At 49.0% G+C, this 17712-nt stretch carries 15 protein-coding genes; 8 read left to right on the plus strand and 7 right to left on the minus strand.

Going from position 1 to position 17712, the window contains the following annotated elements; all coding sequences use genetic code 11:
* Nucleotides 1-2: 2 nt before the first annotated feature.
* Nucleotides 3-2333 (plus strand): primase-helicase zinc-binding domain-containing protein, encoded by a 2331-nt coding sequence (locus tag EOS97_RS13045; protein WP_000016230.1) that lies wholly within the window; start codon nucleotides 3-5, stop codon nucleotides 2331-2333.
* Between the two features lie 590 nt (nucleotides 2334-2923).
* Nucleotides 2924-3799 (plus strand): phosphorothioated DNA-binding restriction endonuclease, encoded by an 876-nt coding sequence (locus EOS97_RS13050; RefSeq protein ID WP_000199872.1) that lies wholly within the window; start codon nucleotides 2924-2926, stop codon nucleotides 3797-3799.
* Between the two features lie 479 nt (nucleotides 3800-4278).
* Here EOS97_RS13050 and EOS97_RS13055 read toward each other — a convergent pair whose 3' ends face one another.
* From EOS97_RS13055 to EOS97_RS13065, 3 genes are all read right to left on the minus strand, one after another.
* Nucleotides 4279-4995 carry a YebC/PmpR family DNA-binding transcriptional regulator gene (locus EOS97_RS13055; protein ID WP_000532939.1) on the minus strand — a complete coding sequence of 239 codons (717 nt, stop codon included), beginning with the start codon at nucleotides 4993-4995 and terminating at the stop codon, nucleotides 4279-4281.
* Nucleotides 4996-5554: 559 nt separating this feature from the next.
* Nucleotides 5555-7186 (minus strand): class I SAM-dependent methyltransferase, encoded by a 1632-nt coding sequence (locus tag EOS97_RS13060; protein ID WP_000979794.1) that lies wholly within the window; start codon nucleotides 7184-7186, stop codon nucleotides 5555-5557.
* Between the two features lie 4 nt (nucleotides 7187-7190).
* Nucleotides 7191-7448, minus strand: coding sequence for a YjhX family toxin (locus tag EOS97_RS13065; protein ID WP_001054380.1), 258 nt, complete (start codon nucleotides 7446-7448; stop codon nucleotides 7191-7193).
* 487 nt (nucleotides 7449-7935) lie between these two features.
* Between EOS97_RS13065 and EOS97_RS13075 the strand changes: the two genes are divergently transcribed.
* The 3 genes from EOS97_RS13075 (at nucleotide 7936) to EOS97_RS13085 (ending at nucleotide 10479) form a co-directional block, all read left to right on the plus strand.
* Nucleotides 7936-8544 carry a DUF1062 domain-containing protein gene (locus tag EOS97_RS13075; protein ID WP_000864865.1) on the plus strand — a complete coding sequence of 203 codons (609 nt, stop codon included), beginning with the start codon at nucleotides 7936-7938 and terminating at the stop codon, nucleotides 8542-8544.
* A gap of 357 nt (nucleotides 8545-8901) precedes the next feature.
* The gene (locus EOS97_RS13080; protein WP_000556775.1) at nucleotides 8902-9813 is read left to right on the plus strand and encodes an STM4504/CBY_0614 family protein; all 912 of its coding nucleotides are present in this window, start codon (nucleotides 8902-8904) and stop codon (nucleotides 9811-9813) included.
* Nucleotides 9814-10017: 204 nt separating this feature from the next.
* The gene (locus EOS97_RS13085; RefSeq protein ID WP_023205025.1) at nucleotides 10018-10479 is read left to right on the plus strand and encodes a DUF302 domain-containing protein; all 462 of its coding nucleotides are present in this window, start codon (nucleotides 10018-10020) and stop codon (nucleotides 10477-10479) included.
* Here EOS97_RS13085 and EOS97_RS13090 read toward each other — a convergent pair.
* Nucleotides 10476-11150, minus strand: a complete 675-nt coding sequence (locus EOS97_RS13090; protein ID WP_000588694.1) for a dienelactone hydrolase family protein — start codon at nucleotides 11148-11150, stop codon at nucleotides 10476-10478. The genes EOS97_RS13085 and EOS97_RS13090 overlap by 4 nt on opposite strands.
* 349 nt (nucleotides 11151-11499) lie before the next feature.
* Here EOS97_RS13090 and uxuR point away from each other — a divergent pair, with 349 nt between their 5' ends.
* The gene (gene uxuR, locus EOS97_RS13100; protein WP_000841654.1) at nucleotides 11500-12273 is read left to right on the plus strand and encodes a Uxu operon transcriptional regulator; all 774 of its coding nucleotides are present in this window, start codon (nucleotides 11500-11502) and stop codon (nucleotides 12271-12273) included.
* Here uxuR and trpS read toward each other — a convergent pair whose 3' ends face one another.
* Complete coding sequence (gene trpS / locus EOS97_RS13105; protein WP_001094615.1) at nucleotides 12274-13287, minus strand: tryptophan--tRNA ligase; 1014 nt, start codon at nucleotides 13285-13287, stop codon at nucleotides 12274-12276.
* Nucleotides 13288-14003: 716 nt separating this feature from the next.
* On the opposite strand from trpS, the gene EOS97_RS13110 reads away from it, so the two are divergent.
* Nucleotides 14004-14534: an Hcp family type VI secretion system effector gene (locus tag EOS97_RS13110; protein WP_000907671.1), complete on the plus strand. Its 531-nt coding sequence runs from the start codon at nucleotides 14004-14006 to the stop codon at nucleotides 14532-14534.
* 238 nt (nucleotides 14535-14772) lie between these two features.
* Entirely contained in the window at nucleotides 14773-15507 is a 735-nt protein-coding gene (locus tag EOS97_RS13120; protein ID WP_000683247.1) for an aspartate/glutamate racemase family protein, read from the plus strand.
* A 5-nt stretch (nucleotides 15508-15512) separates the two neighbouring features.
* On the opposite strand, the gene hypT is transcribed toward EOS97_RS13120, so the two are convergent.
* Nucleotides 15513-16421 (minus strand): hypochlorite stress DNA-binding transcriptional regulator HypT, encoded by a 909-nt coding sequence (gene hypT, locus EOS97_RS13125; RefSeq protein WP_000383509.1) that lies wholly within the window; start codon nucleotides 16419-16421, stop codon nucleotides 15513-15515.
* Nucleotides 16422-16539: 118 nt separating this feature from the next.
* Nucleotides 16540-17712, minus strand: coding sequence for a beta-aspartyl-peptidase (iadA, locus tag EOS97_RS13130; protein ID WP_001113056.1), 1173 nt, complete (start codon nucleotides 17710-17712; stop codon nucleotides 16540-16542).

The following is a 17712-nucleotide window of genomic DNA, read 5'->3' on the forward strand; positions in this document are numbered from 1 at the left end:
TCATGTCAGGAATGAAAGTCAGTCAGGCCGTGAAGGCTGCCCGCGGTCACTGGGCTAAGATTCTGCCAGCGCTGGGCGTGAATATATTGAAAAATCGCCATCAGCCTTGCCCGGTCTGTGGCGGTAAAGATCGTTTTCGCTTCGACGATCAGGAAGGACGCGGAACATGGTTCTGCAATCAGTGCGGTGCCGGGGATGGTTTAGCGCTTGTCACCAGGGCACTGAATGTGGATATCAGTGAAGCAGCTGACAGGATACATGGACTGACACATGGTCTGTCTGTAGTTAATTCCGAAGTCAGGGCGTTAACCGCCGATACCGATAGCGGGAAAGATGCAGCAGCACTTGCCGCGCGACTGCTGCAAGCCTCACGTGAATCTGCCGGAAACACTTATCTTACACATAAAGGTTTCCCGGAGCATATTTGCCATGAGCTGACTTCAGCTCATAAAACCGGTGGGGTGATGTTCCGCCCCGGTGATTTGATCGTCCCGCTCTATAACGCAGACGGGGAGCTGGTGAATATTCAGCTTATCAGTGGCAATGGTAGCAAGTGTTTTCTTAAAGGAGGTCAGGTTAAGGAGGCCTATCATCTGATAGAAGGGGGCGGGAGTTCTTTAAGAAGGATGTGGATTGCGGAAGGTTACGCCACGGCGCTTACCATTCATCATCTGACAGGAGAAGCCGTCATGGTGGCATTTTCGTCGGTCAACTTTCTTTCTCTGGCCAGCGTTGCCCATAACAAGTATCCGGGATATCAGTTAATTATTGCAGCGGACCGCGATCTGAATGGTTCAGGCCAGAACAGGGCTGAAACTGCTGCAAAAGCGTGTCAGTGTGACATTGTGCTGCCACCGGTTTTTGGTGACTGGAATGATGCGCTTACCCAATACGGAGAGGAATCCACCCGGAAGGCAATTCTTGAGGCTTTGAAGCCACATAATGCCAGTCCTTTCGACACAATGAGTGAAGCAGAATTCACAGCGATGAGTGTCAGCGAAAAAGCTCAGAGGGTTCGGGAGCATTACAGGGATGCACTGGCGGTTGATCCGAACGGGCAGCTTTTATCCCGCTACGAGTCTGGAGCGTGGAAAGTGATTTCTCAGTCAGATTTTTCCCGAGATGTCGCAGCCCTTTTCCAGCGCCTCGGTGCACCGTTTTCCTCAGGAAAAATTGCCTCACTGGTGGAAACATTAAAGTTAATTGTTCCGCAGCAGCAAAATCCGGCACGTCATCTGATTGGTTTTCGTAATGGCGTCCTCGATACGCGAACAGGGCTTTTTAGTCCGCACTGTAAAGAGAACTGGCTGCGTACCCTGTGTGAAGTCGATTTCACGCCACCGGTAAAGGGGGAAACGCTTGAAACTCATGCCCCGGCATTCTGGCGCTGGCTGGACCGGGCTGCCGGACACAAGCCAGCTAAACGCGACATTATTCTTGCGGCGTTATTTATGGTGCTGGCGAACCGCTATGACTGGCAGCTCTTTCTGGAAGTGACTGGCCCTGGTGGAAGTGGCAAAAGTATTCTGGCTGAAATTGCGACCATGCTTGCTGGAGAGGATAACGCCACCTCTGCGACCATTGAAACGCTGGAGTCCCCGCGAGAACGTGCGGCTCTGATAGGTTTTTCTCTTATTCGCCTGCCTGATCAGGAGAAGTGGAGCGGCGACGGCGCCGGGCTTAAGGCTATAACTGGTGGCGATGCGGTATCGGTGGACCCCAAGTATCAGAATGCTTATTCAACACATATTCCGGCGGTTATCCTGGCCGTAAATAATAATCCTATGCGCTTCACTGATCGTAGTGGTGGTGTGTCCCGCAGGAGAGTGATTCTGCATTTTCCTGAGCAGATAGCACCGGAAGAACGCGATCCGCAGCTGAAAGATAAAATTGCTCGAGAACTGGCTGTGATTGTTCGCCAGCTCATGCAGCGTTTCAGCGATCCGATGAGCGCCAGAACATTGCTTCAGTCGCAGCAGAATTCAGATGAGGCTCTCACCATCAAGCGTGATGCTGATCCAGCATTTGATTTTTGTGGCTATCTTGAGGCATTACCTGACACCAACGGTATGTTTATGGGGAACGCTAATATTGTCCCACGCCAGCCACGTACCTACCTTTACCATGCCTACCTCGTATACATGGAGGCTAATGGCTATAAAAACACCCTGAGTCTTACGATGTTTGGCAAAGGGTTGCCAGTCATGCTGAAGGAGTACGGGCTACATTATGAGAAACGGCGAACTAATCAGGGAATGCAAACTAACCTCACTTTGAAAGAGGAGAGTAATGCTGACTGGCTGCCCAAGTGTGATGAGCCAATATTAAAATAACGATTAACTGACCCGGCTGATGCCGGGTTTCTTATTGGAAACGCACAAATGTAGAGATAGCTGTTCACTCTTCACCTAGCTGTTAACACATAATCAATTGATATATATGTAAAAAATTACAGGGTGAATAGTGTGCATGGTTTTGCGAAAAAAAAGTATTTTTTGTAGAGTCAAGTCCCGGTTTGGATCCGTTTAACGGAACCTAACTGGATTGACTATTTCTCTGAGAATTTTTGGATAAATAATCAACAAAAATCAAAATGTGAACAGAGAATGCTGGGGGCACAAAAGGGGGCATAATTGAATTAACTATAATTAAATTTCAATTTTTACAATAAGTTAAATTTATGCGCGAGTCCGGCCTTCGCACCAAAAGCATGTAAATGGACCTCAACTGAGATCTTTTTTATGCCTGAAATCCAGAAGTTACCTACCTTTCTCGGTTGAGCGCTGTGTTTTTTCCATTGTTATCAGAATGCTAACTGTTAGTACAGAGCCGATAGACAAAAAGTATGTCTGCAATAATGTCTTGAATGTACATATAGTTGCGAGCATCATCGCAACTATGTGCTCATGGATTCTTCAACGTAATGACCTCTGACAAAACCCTAAAGCAAGCGATATCAAATATTACTATCTGGCGCAAAGGCGAACAGCGAGCGCCGCATAAGCCGTTATTGCTGTTATATGTCCTCTCGCACTATCGGCAGGGCCACGATCGTCTATTTGATTATGCTTCTGAAATTCATGAGCAATTGCTGGATTTACTGGAGCGCTATGGGCCACAGCGCCGTGAACAGCGCCCGGATATGCCGTTCTGGCGTCTGAAGGGCGATGGTTTCTGGGAATTGCAAAACGCGGAATTCTGCTCAACCAGCGGTAGCCGCCAGCCACCTAAACGTGAACTCATTGAATATAATGTTGCTGGTGGGTTTGATGCCGTCAATTTCGCGCTGGTAACAAAAAAACGTAAGCTAATCGACACGCTGGCGCAGCAGATCCTTGAGGCGCATTTTCCGACCAGTATTCAGGAAGACATCGCTGACGAGATGGGTTTTGATATTCGCACCTCTCTCCGTCAACGCGATCCGAAGTTCCGCCAGGCGGTGCTACGAGCTTACAATTATCAATGTGCGGTCTGCGGCTTCAATATGCGCCACGACAACGCCCCTATAGCGCTTGAAGCAGCCCATATCAGATGGAAGCAGCATCATGGTCCTTGTGAAGTACCTAATGGCCTGGCGTTGTGCGCAATCCATCATAAAGCGTTCGATCGTGGTTCGATTGGCCTGGATGAAAATATGCGCGTGGTGGTTTCCGACGCGGTGAATGGTGGCGGGGTGGTACAGCGGCTGTTCTGGGATTTTGCGGGGAAAGAGATCGCGTTGCCGCAGATGAAAGAAAATTATCCGGGTGAACGGTTTGTGGAATGGCACAAGAGGGAGGTGTTCAGAGGAGGGCATTGATCTGGGGGAGTATTTTGAGTGTGGTATACGTTATCTGTAAAAAATAGCTCCACATCAAAGGCATCAAAGTAATCGGCCACGGTTCTCGCACTATGGTCTGTAGCGCGCTGGTGGAGTCACACCTGTGGTCAAGCGACGCGTAGAGCGCCAGATGAGTCATCATGAGCGCAAGCGGAATTTATGAGACGCGGCATCTTAAAGAGCACAGGGAGATTGTAAGTAGCCCGATATTGCTGGCTTTTGCTTAGCTTGCTGACGGGATTCGTCGTATGAAACATGAAAATTACCTCATGTTTTATATAAGGATTCGACACTATATCAAAACCGGTAACTCTCAATCTTTCAAAGCTATGTGTCAGATCAGGTCGTGATAAGACACGTAAATTTAAAAATCTATATATCTGGCCAGATAGACTTTTTTATAACAGCTTTATAAATTAAACAAATCTGCCATAGAGACAGATTTGTTTAATTTATAATTAGAGGTTTGCAACGTTATGATATACTTTTTGCACATCATCATCATCTTCAAGGGCATCAACAAGTCCTTCAAAGATTTCTAAATCTTCTGGTGAAAGTTCAACTTCTGATTGAGCAATCATTTCTAATTCTGTTGTTGAAAATTCAGTAATTCCAGCTGCTTTTAGCGCTGCAATTCCTTTGTGCAGGTCTGTAGCTTCAGTATAAATAACGATGTTTCCTTCTTCTTCGGTTACATCACGAACATCAACTTCAGCATCAAGCAAAATTTCAAAAATATGGTCAGGGTCTGTTCCTTTAAATACAATCACTCCAGTATTGTCAAACATATAGCTGACAGCACCTGCCGCTCCGATATTCCCGCCTTTTTTATTAAAAATTGTGCGGATATTAGCAATCGTACGGTTAACATTAGACGTCAACGTTTCAGCGATAACCATTGAACCATTGGGTCCAAAGCCTTCATAACGCCCTTGCACGAACGTTTCATCTCCGCCACCTTTGGCTTTATCAATGGCTTTATCAATAACATGTTTTGGAACCTGTGCTTGTTTCGCACGTTCAATAACGAATTTTAAAGCTGAGTTTGATTCCGGGTCTGGTTCACCTTGTTTAGCCGCAGCATAGATTTCTACACCAAATTTCGCATATACTTTGGACGTTGCACCGTCTTTAGCCGTTTTTTTAGCAACAATATTTGCCCATTTACGTCCCACTGGAAACATCTCCTCAAAAAATTATTTACATTAATGGCAGGTTAATAACCTGCATGTTTTTCTGCCGTATTATATCATAATATATAAATTCTCGTCTATGAGAAATAAAAATATCCAGCTTTTACGGGGGATTACTTTGATTTTAACAATAGCTAATATGGTGGATAAGTTATTTTCTAATTTTCTTCTGGTTCTTTTTTTATTCTTAATAATTGAATTGCAGCAATAACGTCTTATTGATGGTGGTGTCGTTCATCAGGTGAGGTGGAACGCTTGCACGTCTTGCTACATACTGTGGCAGAAACTTAATGGCGAAATTAAGAGCCTATCCCATTAGGGCTATTTTACTTGCCATTTTGGACCTGGGCAGTGCTCAAAATCCTCACGTACTACGTGTACGCTCCGGTTTTTGTGCGCTGTCCGTGTCCAAACTGGCTGCGCCAATAACGCCTGGTGGGATAGTCTCTAAGACGATATATTCCCGCCTTGAGCCGCGTTAATTTGTTGCATACTTTTAAACGGAGGTATACCTCTTGTAGGCTATACCTCCTGCTTCACGTTATCGCGCGATTAACGCAAATACGCCCCAGCCAAAGTATTCTCGCGTCCAGGTGACGTGACGTTTGGGGGCTACCGTCAGTTCTGTTCGAACCTCTTGCGCAAACTCATCGTCAGGGTTTTCCTCCAGCCAGCGGCGCATGGTCATCCACTTCGCGGTTTCATATCTGTCCCAGCCTTGCGGGTCCGCCAGCACCATTTCCACTACGTCATAGCCGAGTTGGTCGAAAAAGGCGACCAGCTCGGGCAGGGGGCGAAAATCGGCGACGGATGAGACGCCACAGGCGTGGGCGATCTCTTCCGTTGCGGGGATCCGACGCCAGTACGGTTCACCGATGAGAATGATCCCGCCAGGTTTGAGGCTTTTGGCCAGCAGATCTATTGTCCCCGCGACACCGCCCGCAATCCAGGTCGCGCCTACGCAGGCCGCCACGTCATATTTTTCCTCGTCGATATAACCGGCCGCGTCGTTATGAATAAAATGTACGTATTCACTGACGCCGAGCTCTTCTGCACGTTGTTTTGCCTGTGTGGTGAAGAGCGGGCTTATGTCAATGCCAGTACCTGTAACACCGTAATCGCGAGCCCAGGTGCAGAGCATCTCACCCGAACCGCTACCGAGATCGAGAATCCGCATGCCTGGTTTCATGCGTAACGCATGGCCCAGCGTGGCGTACTTTTCCGCTGTAAACGGATTATGGATACGGTGTTCGCTTTCGCTAATGGTAAAAATACGTGGGATATCCATTGGGTTATTCCTTTTACTGAGGGCGATTCCCTCAGCGGGAGGGGCTTTTTCAGCCAGCAGCGCAAACAGCTTGCCTGCAAAAGTCTCGCCGACCGGCCAGGTGTGACTGTCCGGGCGCTGCAACACAGTGAAGCCAGCATCACCAAGCAGGCTGATATATTCATCATCGCGCCAGGCCTTCATTTGACTGCCGAAACGGGTGGTACAGCCGTTTTCCGCTATCGCCCAGAACTGCGTTGAGCTGGTTTGGGCCTCTTCATCCCAGGCATTTTCCGTTAACAGCAGATGAGGCTCGGCAAGAAACAGGCCGTGCGGACAACGCTGCCAGCCTGGCTGCGCCATGCCCTGGCGTTTAACTTCATCGAAGGTATGCACTTCAACAAGCAGTTTGCCATCCGGTTTCAACCACTGAGCGCAATGACTGATGAGGCTTTGCGCATCAGCAGCGCTAAAGACATTCAGTTCCCCAAACGTCATCATAATGAAATCAAAAGGTTCCGTGGGGTGGTATGTACGAATATCCTGCTGAATGTAGTCAATATTCAGGTTTGCGGCTTGCGCCTGCTGGCGAGCCCATGTGATGGATGCCGGAGAGAAATCTACGCCTGTGCAGTGAAACCCCCGCTCTGCTAACAGGCGGGTATAAAAACCGGGTCCACAGCCGAGATCCAGAATGCGGGCGCCAGCGGGTAACTGACGGGTAATCCATGTTACCTGTTGCTCAATCACGGTTAGCCGGCGGCTGGCCCAGTCGTGGTCCTGCGACAGATGATTTTCCAGCATGCGTTGGCTGAAGGCTGGCTCGTCCCAGGGGATTTTGCCTTCATCGGGTAATAGCCGAATGCGATGCGTTGCAAAAATAACGGTGCTGATATCCATCATCATCTCCTTAGCGATTATCAGGCTGGGCGCGAACGTTGTTCAGCCCGGTTGTATTAATGCGGTAGGGCTGACCGTTAACGGATTTGATCAGCTTTTTGGTTTTGAGTTTTTTGAATACAGCGAGCGTGCAATCGGCGAGCAACAGCCCTTCGCGGCTATAGCACTCAACGGCGGTGACGCGGCCTGACGCATCGCGGATGTGCGTAATGCGTCCGCCTTTGGCGAGAACGTGTAAGGTACGTTGTTCCTGACGGGATAAATTCATACTGAAGAACCTGTTTAATCATCATAGGCAAAACGTGCAAACACACTGCGGTGTCCGCATTCGATTTCGGCGCATTGATAATCAGTCCGGCCTGAAAAGGTCGGGGAACTGATTATCAGATGATGACATTCTCCAGCATCAAAGCCTCGGGTTGAGTTGAAAGGTATTTACGTCGTGAATGATAACACCTGATTTCTGTAAGTGAATAACCGGGAGTGAAAAATGTGATCTCAAAGGGAGGATCATGCGTTTAGTAAGTCAGTTGAATAGAGCCCGCCGCTACCATAATGAATATTGATTAAACTCATATACCCGATAATGGCCGCTTTGATAGTCTCGGCGTATCTTTTTAGCCATTGACAGGGTTGTTGCGTTGGAAATCTTTTTTTAACCCACTGAAAAGTATCACTTAAATATTTTTCATACATAAACATTTATGGTCCGCTGAGTTCGGATCCGGTTTTGTATGGGTTAAAAAAGGTACGTTATGAAAGTCATATGGACTGTCACTCCTGTGGGGTATCAGCGCATAGCGAAACGTTGCCCTTCATGCAGCGTAAAACGGGACTTCACGCCTTCTGGGGCATTTCGGGTTAATTCGCAAAAGAAGGTACTCGATGTCTGGAGTATCTATAAATGCACACACTGCGATTACACCTGGAATATCTCCCTGTTCTCGCGCCTGCCAGTCAGCAAAATTAACCGCGATCTTTATGGCCGACTGATGGCGAATGATGCTGCCACGGTGCAATATTTTGCTTATGACAACGCGATCCTGAAGCGAAACAATGCTGAATTATCGGGGCAGCCTGATTTTCACATTCAGGAACGGTGGCTGGTCAGTATCGCCTCCCACAAGCAGGTCAGTGTTAGCGTCAGGATTTCCCGTTCTTTTCAGGTCAGCCTGCTGTCGATTTTGAAGAAGCAACTCCTGTTAAGCGCAGCCGAAATCAAGAGACGGATTGAAACAGGGCAAATAAGTGGCGTCACGATGAAAATGCTTAAATCGCGAAAACTGAAGAATGCGAAATATGATTTGCAGCTCTCTGTTGAAACACTGTATGACCGGCGAAGGATTGTTCTGACCCGTCGATAAAAACAATAAGCTCACCTTACGTTTAAGTGTGCTGGTATGGCAACGACGCAACGGAATGAAAGAAGGACTAAGGGACAGGTGAGCGTTAGTTGAATAACCCTTGTTTGTCTGTGGCATTCAGTGAAGACTGAATGCCATGGATAATCCAGACGTTTTCGCACCAGTGATGATCAGCAGAATGACAAAGGGCGATGGGTTACAATTATCTGTAGAGTAAATAAATATTCACGCAACACCATTAAAAAATAAGAAAAAATGGCTCACTGTTGAGCTGATATTAATACCTGAACCACTGAATTAGAGTAATGTGGCGCTATTCATAGCGTATTTTTTTCTGTTGCGGTTACAGGAGGAGGAATGCACACCTTTAGACCATACTCACTAAGGCATAGCGATCTGTTATATGAAGATATTCCGTTAGAAATACGCGAACAAATAATCTTATTGATTATTAATACGTTAGGGAATTGCTCCTCTTTTTATGATATGACATTATACTGCTATCATAATAGTCATTCTGACGAAGTTTATCGAAGAATATGTAAAACGTTGCGCAAAGAGTATGGCTTATTCACCTTATATGCGCATTCAACGTCATATCTGGATGAAATGAGTAATCTGTTATTAAAAACAGATGATAAAAGAAAGCATATTGATACCATTGAGCTTGCTTTTAACTATATAGATACCTACCTTCGAACCTATGAAGTTACGCTTGGGTTAGAACCGGATAAGGCGATTAGTGAATTAAATAATATATTTCATGAGCATAGTTTAAAATATCGCTATGAAAATGGTAGAATTGTAAGGTTGCGCAGAATAAAACGGCTTAAAAACATATGTTATTATTTGTACTCTCCTGGAGAGTATGGCTTTGTCGAATATGATCTTATGGAAGCGTATAATCGACTGATACTTAATGATTTTTCCTGTGTCGTAAGGGAATGTCATGCAGCCTTCAGAAGCGTTCTTCTCAGAATTCATGAGAGAAAAGGTATCGTGTATCATGAACAAGATAGTTTAAATACACTAATGGCTAATCTGATGGCGAGAGGCGTTATATCTGCTGAATATGTACATAAATTTCATTTTTTAAGTGACGTGCTGGAGTCAGAAATATTTCTGCCGATGGCGCCAGAAAAATCGCATCATCACTACGCAATGATGCTCCGTATCTCTGAAGAGTTGGCCTGTAGTATTTATTATCTTACTGAGCGGAGTATATTCTTTCTTACCCAGCGGGCTGAAGAAGACAGTGTCGCGCCATAATAATGATCGCGCTGTCGCTCAGTCAGACTGGATCATTGTTATTTAAATTTGTTCAGACGTCGGAATTTTTTGTTGTGCCGTCTGTTTTTTTAGTGATGAGCTGTTCAGTGCAATAATAAGGGGTACAGTACGATGACTGATTTTTAAACTGCATATCATCTGTGTCGCATTTACTCATGGGTATTGGGTCAGGGAGAGAGAAGAATGAGCACTATTTTAAAGCCTTTTTTATTGGCAGTAACCCTGATGTTAATCTTAATAAGGCCTGGCTTTGCAACGGAGGATGGAGCGATAACCATGGTTAAAACCTACAGCGCTTATGACTATTTGCAGACCCGAGCGCGGTTGATGCACGCTGTCGCCGATCACAGTCTGGTGTTATTTGGGGAATTTGATCATGCCAGAGCGGCACAGAATGTTAACCTGAAAATGCCGCCGACAACGGTTCTGGTCTTTGGCAATCCTAAAGGCGGAACGCCTCTCATGCTGGCGCATCCCGAACTGGCACTGGATTTACCGTTTCGGGTGCTCATTAGCCAGCAAGCCGATGGGCGAACGTTAGTCAGTTATCATCCCGCTGAAACGCTGCAACGTTATGGTCTTGATGCCGCAGATATACAGGCTTTGAAAAAACTGGAACAGCTCGTTGAAAAAAGTCTCCACTAAAGCTGAAAATCGGGCGATGTGTTTGCACGGGTGATGTCGCGAATAAATGCGCTCACATCGTCCATTACCTGATGCGACAAGGCGGCATCGAAGGTGGCGCTATCAGCATCACAGAACCCGTGCCGCGCATCGTACATTTTACACTGCACCCGGGGGCGCTTTTCCAGCGCCTGTCGCATGGCGAGGGGATCAAACGCCGGCTCATAACGCGCGATAATAACCAGTGTCGGACAGAGAGGCGCAAGATGAAGGTACTGGCGTATACGGGAACCGTAATAGCAAATGACGCCATCGCATAACCCACTGGCTGCACTTAGCCATGCGAGCGTTGCGCCGACGCTATATCCTACGACGATTAACGTCTCATACTGCGTTCTGAGCTCGTGGAGTAACGTGGTAACGACGGCGGGATCAAAGCCGACATTTGCTGAAAAGTGACGGTAAGCCTCCTCCTGCTGTTCATAGCGAAAGGGGGTATGGTGAGGAAACAGCGCGGGAATATAGATGTCGAATCCGCGCGTCATCCATTCATGGCCTGCGCGTTGGATATGAGCGTTAATACCATAAATTTCATGCAGAATAATCGCTGCCCGGCGATGGCGGCTCGACAAACTGGAGGCGTTGCTTCCCCCGGATACGCCTGGGGCGAAAAACACGGTGTCTTTTATCATAACGCGTTCTTGATACAAAGAGAGCGGCTGGATTTTCGCCGATCACGCTATGTCAGAGACATTGTTCCTGTCAATGTACAGACACATTTTATGGCCTGATTTTTGGTTGATAAATTTTATATTGGTAAACCAATGTGCTGTTCATATTCAGGCATCAGGGCTAAAGGTGGAACATCAGTCGTGTATTGTCTACTGCCTTTCCTTTCATCTGGCCTCACTAGCGAAACGGGGCGCATTATTATTTTGTTGGTTGACCAGTTTCGCGTTTTTGGTGTGCTACGCGTGCTATCCCTCTTTACAAATGCTATAGTCTGATACCGGGAAATCGCATCGGACGGGCACGACCAATATGAAATCAAACACTTCTCAGCAAAGACCTTACCAGGAAGTGGGCGCAATGATACGGGATCTGATTGTTCAGACGCCGTACCGCCCCGGGGAGCGCTTGCCGCCGGAAAGAGAGATCGCTGAGAGGCTCAATGTGACGCGTACCGTCGTGCGTGAAGCGCTGATCATGCTGGAAATTAAAGGTCTGGTTGAAGTCCGCCGCGGCGCCGGGATCTACGTGCTCGACAGCGCGGATAATAACGAGATGGAAGGCGCTGACGTCAATCACTGTAATGACGCCGGGCCTTTTGAACTGTTGCAGGCGCGTCAGTTGCTGGAAAGCAATATCGCTGAATTTGCCGCTCTGCAGGCCACCCGCGAAGACATCATTAAAATGCGCCAGGCGTTACAACTGGAAGAGCGAGAGCTCGCCTCCAGCGCGCCGGGCGGCTCAGAAAGCGGCGATATGCAGTTTCATCTGGCCATTGCCGAAGCGACCCATAACAGTATGTTGGTAGAGCTCTTCCGTCAGTCCTGGCAATGGCGTGAAAATAATCCGATGTGGCTCCAGCTTCATAGCCATCTGGGCGATACGCTTTACCGTAAGGAGTGGCTGGTCGATCATAAGCAGATCCTCGCGGCGTTAATTAAGAAAGACGCCCGCGCAGCGAAGCTGGCGATGTGGCAGCACCTGGAAAACGTGAAGCAGCGTCTGCTGGAGTTTTCCAATGTTGATGACATCTACTTTGATGGCTATCTGTTTGAGTCATGGCCGCTGGACAACGTTGATGCCTGATTATACCTGGAATAGCGTGGGCAGACCCAGTCCACGTTTTACTTCCTGCAGCGTCTTTTGAGTGACCTCATGGGCCCGCTCGCTACCTTTTTTCAGCAATTCCATTAGCATTCCCTTATCTGCAATAAAGGTTGCCCGTCGTTCGCGTATGGGCGCGATCAGTTCTTGCAGGCAGGTCTCCAGCTCATTTTTACAGACACGGTCGCCTAATCCGCCTTGTTGATAATGTGCTTTCATCGCCGCGACTTTGGTTTTATCCGGATGGAACGCATCCAGCCACGTAAAGACGACGTTACCTTCTATTTTTCCCGGATCGCTAATTTTTAAATGATTGGGATCGGTGTACATCGCGCTGACCGCACGGTGGATGGTCTCTTCGCTGGCGGAAAGAAGCAGGGTATTGCCGAGCGATTTCGACATCTTGGCGCTGCCGTCAATGCCGGGCAGACGACCCGTATCGCTCAGGAGCGCCTGACAGGGTCGCAATACCGGCGAGGAGAAAAGACTATTCATCTTATGAACGATCTCATTCGTTTGCTCAATCATGGGCAATTGGTCGTCGCCAACCGGTACCATTTCGGCCTTAAAGGCGGTGATATCTGCCGCCTGGCTAATGGGATACGCCATGAACCCGACCGGCAGGGAACGGGTAAAGCCTTTTTGGGCAATCTCATTTTTTACCGTAGGATTACGCTCCACTCGGGCGACGGTAACAATATTCATATACAGCACCGTTAATTCGGCGAGGGCGGGTAACGCGGATTGCAGGCAGATCGTCGTTAGCGCGGGATCGATGCCGACGGCCAGATAGTCAGCTAACACTTGCGGAATATTATCGCGGATTTTTTGCGGATTACTGCCGTTATCGGTGAGTCCCTGCAGGTCGGCAATCAGGACATACTGTTGGTGATCCTGCTGTAGCGCGACGCGCTGGCGCAGTGAACCGACATAATGGCCGAGGTGCAGCGAGCCGGTGGGGCGATCGCCAGTCAGAATGATAGGAAGGGTGTTCATTAAGGACTCCTTTATGCTTACTGTAAAGCCGAAAGACGTCCCGAAACGCAGTAGCCGCCTTTCGGCGGCTACTTAAAGAGGGATAGTGATCCGTGCCGCCTTCAGGAAGGCAGCCACCAGCGGAGATGACGTTGCGTAGCGTTGGATCGTTTCGTGTTCATGTGATCTAACGTATCACGACTAAACGTAAGGGTAAAGCGGCTGGCGTGTCGTCCGGGCATAAAGTCATATCGCCTGAACAGAGAACATGTTACTGACTTTGAAACGCGATTTTATAATTTGCTGCCCAAAAATACGTGGCGCTGAAAGGCGCATTTTTGATGCAAATCATTTATTACTGTGATAACACTGCGCGCGATAAAAACATTAAATATATTCACATAGTAAATGTGTTCTATTGGAATGGTTGTTTTCGATATGACAAAAGTCTAAAAACCCATTGATGTGAAAAGGAATAAGAATTGTCTATATTCCGATTCTGTGGAATTAAGTAATTTCTCGGATAAAAATAAGAAATGATATTGATATTTCTTTTTTGATATGGTTCTTATAGCGGCTATGGTTATTCAGGAAACGATGCTTGAATGCCTGGCGTAATAGATTTCAGGTCAGTAGCGCTATTGTAAAATGGATTGTTGATGGCAGAAGGTATTTAGCAAGAATCCAGTTATAGCAGATTGTCGGTATTTAATCTGGTATACAGAGACACCAACGAAATGGCTGGAAAATGGAACGTTCTTTCATTGTTGGCGTTCCGTCCTTGTCAGCCTGCTTTGCCGCATGATAATCACGGAGGGGGGATGGACGCCATCTATTTAAAACTGGACGGTATTGAAGGCGAAAGCCGGATCAAAGGTTTTGAAAACCAAATAAAACTTATTGCTTACAACCACAACCCGACGAAACGGGAGTCCGGCGAAGCGAGAGGGACATATATTGGAGGGTTGACGCTGACAAAGCCAGTCGATCTTGCTACGCCTGGCCTCTATGAGCACTATTGTAACGGGAAAACGGTGAAAGAAGGCGTGCTGACATTATGCCGTCGTGATAAGGGCGCAATGCTGCCATTTATTATTTATACGCTCACCAATGTGCGAATTTCACGCATGAGCAATCATGGCGACGCCGAAGGCAGCGCCACGGAGACCGTGGATTTGGTTTATAGCCATATTCGCTGGGATATTCCCGCATTAGCGTCGAAAAGCAAAACACGGCGGCCCCTTCACCGACAGGCGCTGTGGCGATGAGGACAAAACAAGCTTGCGGACTCGCAGTGGGCGATGCTGTATAGCGAAATGGCATTTAGCGGCTTGCGAAGGCTGATGAGCGCTCATGTAACCAATCGATTGCCTGAAAAGGCGATAACGCATGGCCCTTACACCCGTTATGATTTTTACGCATAGCCGCTAATAAAACGGCATTTTTTATATACACATCAAGTTGATAGTGTGTTTCTGACCTTGACGTAAATAAGCGGGAAAAGCGATGAAACACACCATTGGGATACTGGGGGGGATGGGACCTGCGGCAACGGCGGATATGTTGGAAAAATTTGTTGAATTGCGACATGCCAGTTGTGATCAACAACACATCCCGCTCATTGTCAGCTCTATCCCTGATATTCCCGATCGTACAGCATGTCTGTTATCCGGCGGGCCTTCGCCATACCGTTATCTGGAGCGTTATCTGCATATGCTGGAAGACGCCGGGGCGGAGTGTATCGTTATCCCATGCAACACTGCGCATTATTGGTTTGATGATTTACAGAACGTCGCGAAAGCGCGAATGATCAGCATCCTGGACGCCACCCTGGGGGATATTCCGCCATCGGCGCGGCACGTTGGTCTGCTGGCGACCAATGCGACGCTGGCAACCGGGTTATATCAAAAGAAAGCGCTGGCGCGGGGGCTGACGTTAATTCAGCCAGAAGACGCGGGGCAGGCGTTGGTAATGCAGGCTATTTATACGCTTAAACGTGGCGATAAAACTGCGGCGCAAGCGCTGCTGCTGCCGCAAATCGATAGTCTTATTGCCCGTGGCGCTCAGGCAATTATTATGGGGTGTACCGAAATTCCGCTTATTGTGGCCGGACATGAACGCGCGATAGCGTGCCCGATGATAGATTCCACAGCGTCGCTGGTGCGCGCGGCGATTCGTTGGTATGAGTCCTGGCCAGACACCCGCGCCTCTTTGACCGGGGAACAACGCCTTACCGCCTGAGGTGTTTACAGCGCGGCCTGAAGCCCACGCAGGTCGCGCCAAAATGTTTCGGCTACCTGACTCATGCGGGTATTCATGCGATAAGCATAAGCCTGGATCGGGATAACCAGTTCGTCGGCATCAAGCACTATCAGGCGTCCGTCGGTAATCTCCTGACGGATAGCATACTCGGGCAACCAGGCGATTCCGCAGCCGTCCATCGCAACCTGTTTTAACAATTCACTCATCGAAGAGACGAAAAATGTACTGAAACTCAGTTCAGCATGGCGAGTCAGAGTACGATTTATCAGCCGGCCCATATAGGAGTTCTGACTGTAATTAAGCAGGGGAAAGTGCGGCTGCTCAAGCGTATAGCGCGGCTCGCCCCGGCCATTGTTGGCGCAAACCGGAAACAGTCTCGACTCAAACAGGCGGATGTTATCAAACGGCGCTTGTTGCAGATTTTCATCGTGATAAGAAAAGATAAAATCGCTTTGTCCCTCACGTAACATATCCACCGCCTGGTCGACATCTATCGCCTCAACGGCGTAGGTAAACTGCGTCGGCATCTGCTTAACGATGGTCGGCAACAGGCCGAGGGAGAGCGAGTGGGCGGCGGCAATCTTGATTTTACGCAGCGTATAATCGCTGCCGCCGCGCAGTTCGGTCAGATTACTTTCCAGCTGCTGTAACAGGTGGCGAACCTGGGAGTGAAAGATTTTACCCTGTTCGGAAAGCTGTAGCGGCGAGACCTGTCGGTTAAACAGTTCAACGCCCACGGCATGTTCCAGGGCGCGAATCCGCCGGCTAAAAGCGGGTTGCGATACGTTGCGGATAATGGCGGCCTGAGAGAAATTGCGGCACTTTTCCAGCGTCAGAAAATCATACAGCCATTTTGTCTCAATATTGTGCAAACCTGCTCCAGTTACATCCATTTACCGTTATCCTGTCAGCCGCCCGAAGGGGCATTCTACGTCCATTCGGGCGGCTGACAACCGCTTATCCCGTCCTCTTTCAGAATGCCGTGATGGGGCAGCCTGAAACTAGCGGGAATTACGCCGGTTCAAAGGTACCTTTTACGCAGGCTTTCCCCTCATTGACCATGCGTTTGCCGCGCGCATACACCTGCTCAATGCGTAAATCTGCGCTAAAGACGAGCAGATCCGCATCGTTACCGGGACGGATTTCGCCTTTGCCGTCCAGACTGAGGAAGGCGGCTACGCTGGTCGTCAGCGGATGCAGAGCATCGGTCAGGCTGAATCCGTAGTGGTTAACCAGCGTCTGCAACGTCTCCAGCAAACTTTCGAAGCCCGCGACGCCGATGCCCGTCAGATTTCCGGCAGCGTCAAATAGCGGCTGGCTGCCGTTGCCGTCTGAACTGAGCGTCACCCGGGAAAGCGGGACGCCGGCTTTTACCGCTCTGGCAATGCCCTCCGCCGGCGCGACGGGATCCGGGATACTGGTGGTAATGTCGATCACGCCGCCTTTAAGCGCAAACGCCAGCGCCTGCTCGAAAAGAGATTCGCTACGGTTGACGTGGGTAGGCAGCAGTTTACCGATCGGCACGTCGCTGTTTTCCAGGATGTCATACAGCGGCTGTAACCCTTTTTTGCTGCTGCCCATATGAAAAACGCTGACACCGGGTTTGCCGCCCAGCAGGCCGCCAACGCGTGATTCGGCGGCCATGCTGGCGAGTTGATTCCCGCTGGGCGCGGCGGAACGGTGGTCGGAGACTGCGCATTTCACGCCAATGACGCGATCGATCAGCGCGACGTCTTTTTCTACCGAGCCAGTAATGGTCGGCGACGGAACGTGATAAGCGCCCGTGAGCATCCAGGCGGTGATCCCCTCCTCATTTAGCGCTCGCGTTTTGGCTAACAGCGACGCGGGATGACGGCTGACGGAGTCGGTGCCAAGCAGGCCGACGACCGTTGTTATCCCGGCTTCCGTCAGGCGGCTCAGAGAGACTTCCGGCGTCCGCGTCGTCGGCCCCGCTTCGCCGCCGCCGCCGATCAGATGAACGTGTTGGTCGATAAAGCCCGGGCACAGCATACGGCCGCTAAGATTAATCACCGCACAGTCCGGTACGATATCGCCGGGGATGTCAGCGCCGACGGCAATAATTTTGCCATTCGCGAGCAGAACATCGCAGATGCCCCGGTCTTCTGGCGCAAACAGGTGCGCACCCTGTAATAAGGTAAACTCCGCGGCGGATAAATCAGGCAT

This window comes from Salmonella sp. SSDFZ54 (assembly GCF_004010735.1).
Lineage (GTDB): Bacteria > Pseudomonadota > Gammaproteobacteria > Enterobacterales > Enterobacteriaceae > Salmonella > Salmonella enterica.

What these genes read in the sequence shown, in the direction of transcription:
- EOS97_RS13045 (WP_000016230.1), top strand. Translation starts at nt 3, where the DNA reads ATGTCAGGAATGAAAGTCAGTCAGGCCGTGAAGGCTGCCCGCGGTCAC.
- EOS97_RS13050 (WP_000199872.1), top strand. Translation starts at nt 2,924, where the DNA reads ATGACCTCTGACAAAACCCTAAAGCAAGCGATATCAAATATTACTATC.
- EOS97_RS13060 (WP_000979794.1), bottom strand. Translation starts at nt 7,186, where the DNA reads ATGATGATGGATATCAGCACCGTTATTTTTGCAACGCATCGCATTCGG.
- EOS97_RS13065 (WP_001054380.1), bottom strand. Translation starts at nt 7,448, where the DNA reads ATGAATTTATCCCGTCAGGAACAACGTACCTTACACGTTCTCGCCAAA.
- EOS97_RS13075 (WP_000864865.1), top strand. Translation starts at nt 7,936, where the DNA reads ATGAAAGTCATATGGACTGTCACTCCTGTGGGGTATCAGCGCATAGCG.
- EOS97_RS13080 (WP_000556775.1), top strand. Translation starts at nt 8,902, where the DNA reads ATGCACACCTTTAGACCATACTCACTAAGGCATAGCGATCTGTTATAT.
- EOS97_RS13085 (WP_023205025.1), top strand. Translation starts at nt 10,018, where the DNA reads ATGAGCACTATTTTAAAGCCTTTTTTATTGGCAGTAACCCTGATGTTA.
- EOS97_RS13090 (WP_000588694.1), bottom strand. Translation starts at nt 11,150, where the DNA reads ATGATAAAAGACACCGTGTTTTTCGCCCCAGGCGTATCCGGGGGAAGC.
- uxuR (WP_000841654.1), top strand. Translation starts at nt 11,500, where the DNA reads ATGAAATCAAACACTTCTCAGCAAAGACCTTACCAGGAAGTGGGCGCA.
- trpS (WP_001094615.1), bottom strand. Translation starts at nt 13,287, where the DNA reads ATGAACACCCTTCCTATCATTCTGACTGGCGATCGCCCCACCGGCTCG.
- EOS97_RS13110 (WP_000907671.1), top strand. Translation starts at nt 14,004, where the DNA reads ATGGCTGGAAAATGGAACGTTCTTTCATTGTTGGCGTTCCGTCCTTGT.
- EOS97_RS13120 (WP_000683247.1), top strand. Translation starts at nt 14,773, where the DNA reads ATGAAACACACCATTGGGATACTGGGGGGGATGGGACCTGCGGCAACG.
- hypT (WP_000383509.1), bottom strand. Translation starts at nt 16,421, where the DNA reads ATGGATGTAACTGGAGCAGGTTTGCACAATATTGAGACAAAATGGCTG.
- iadA (WP_001113056.1), bottom strand. Translation starts at nt 17,712, where the DNA reads ATGCCTGATTTATCCGCCGCGGAGTTTACCTTATTACAGGGTGCGCAC.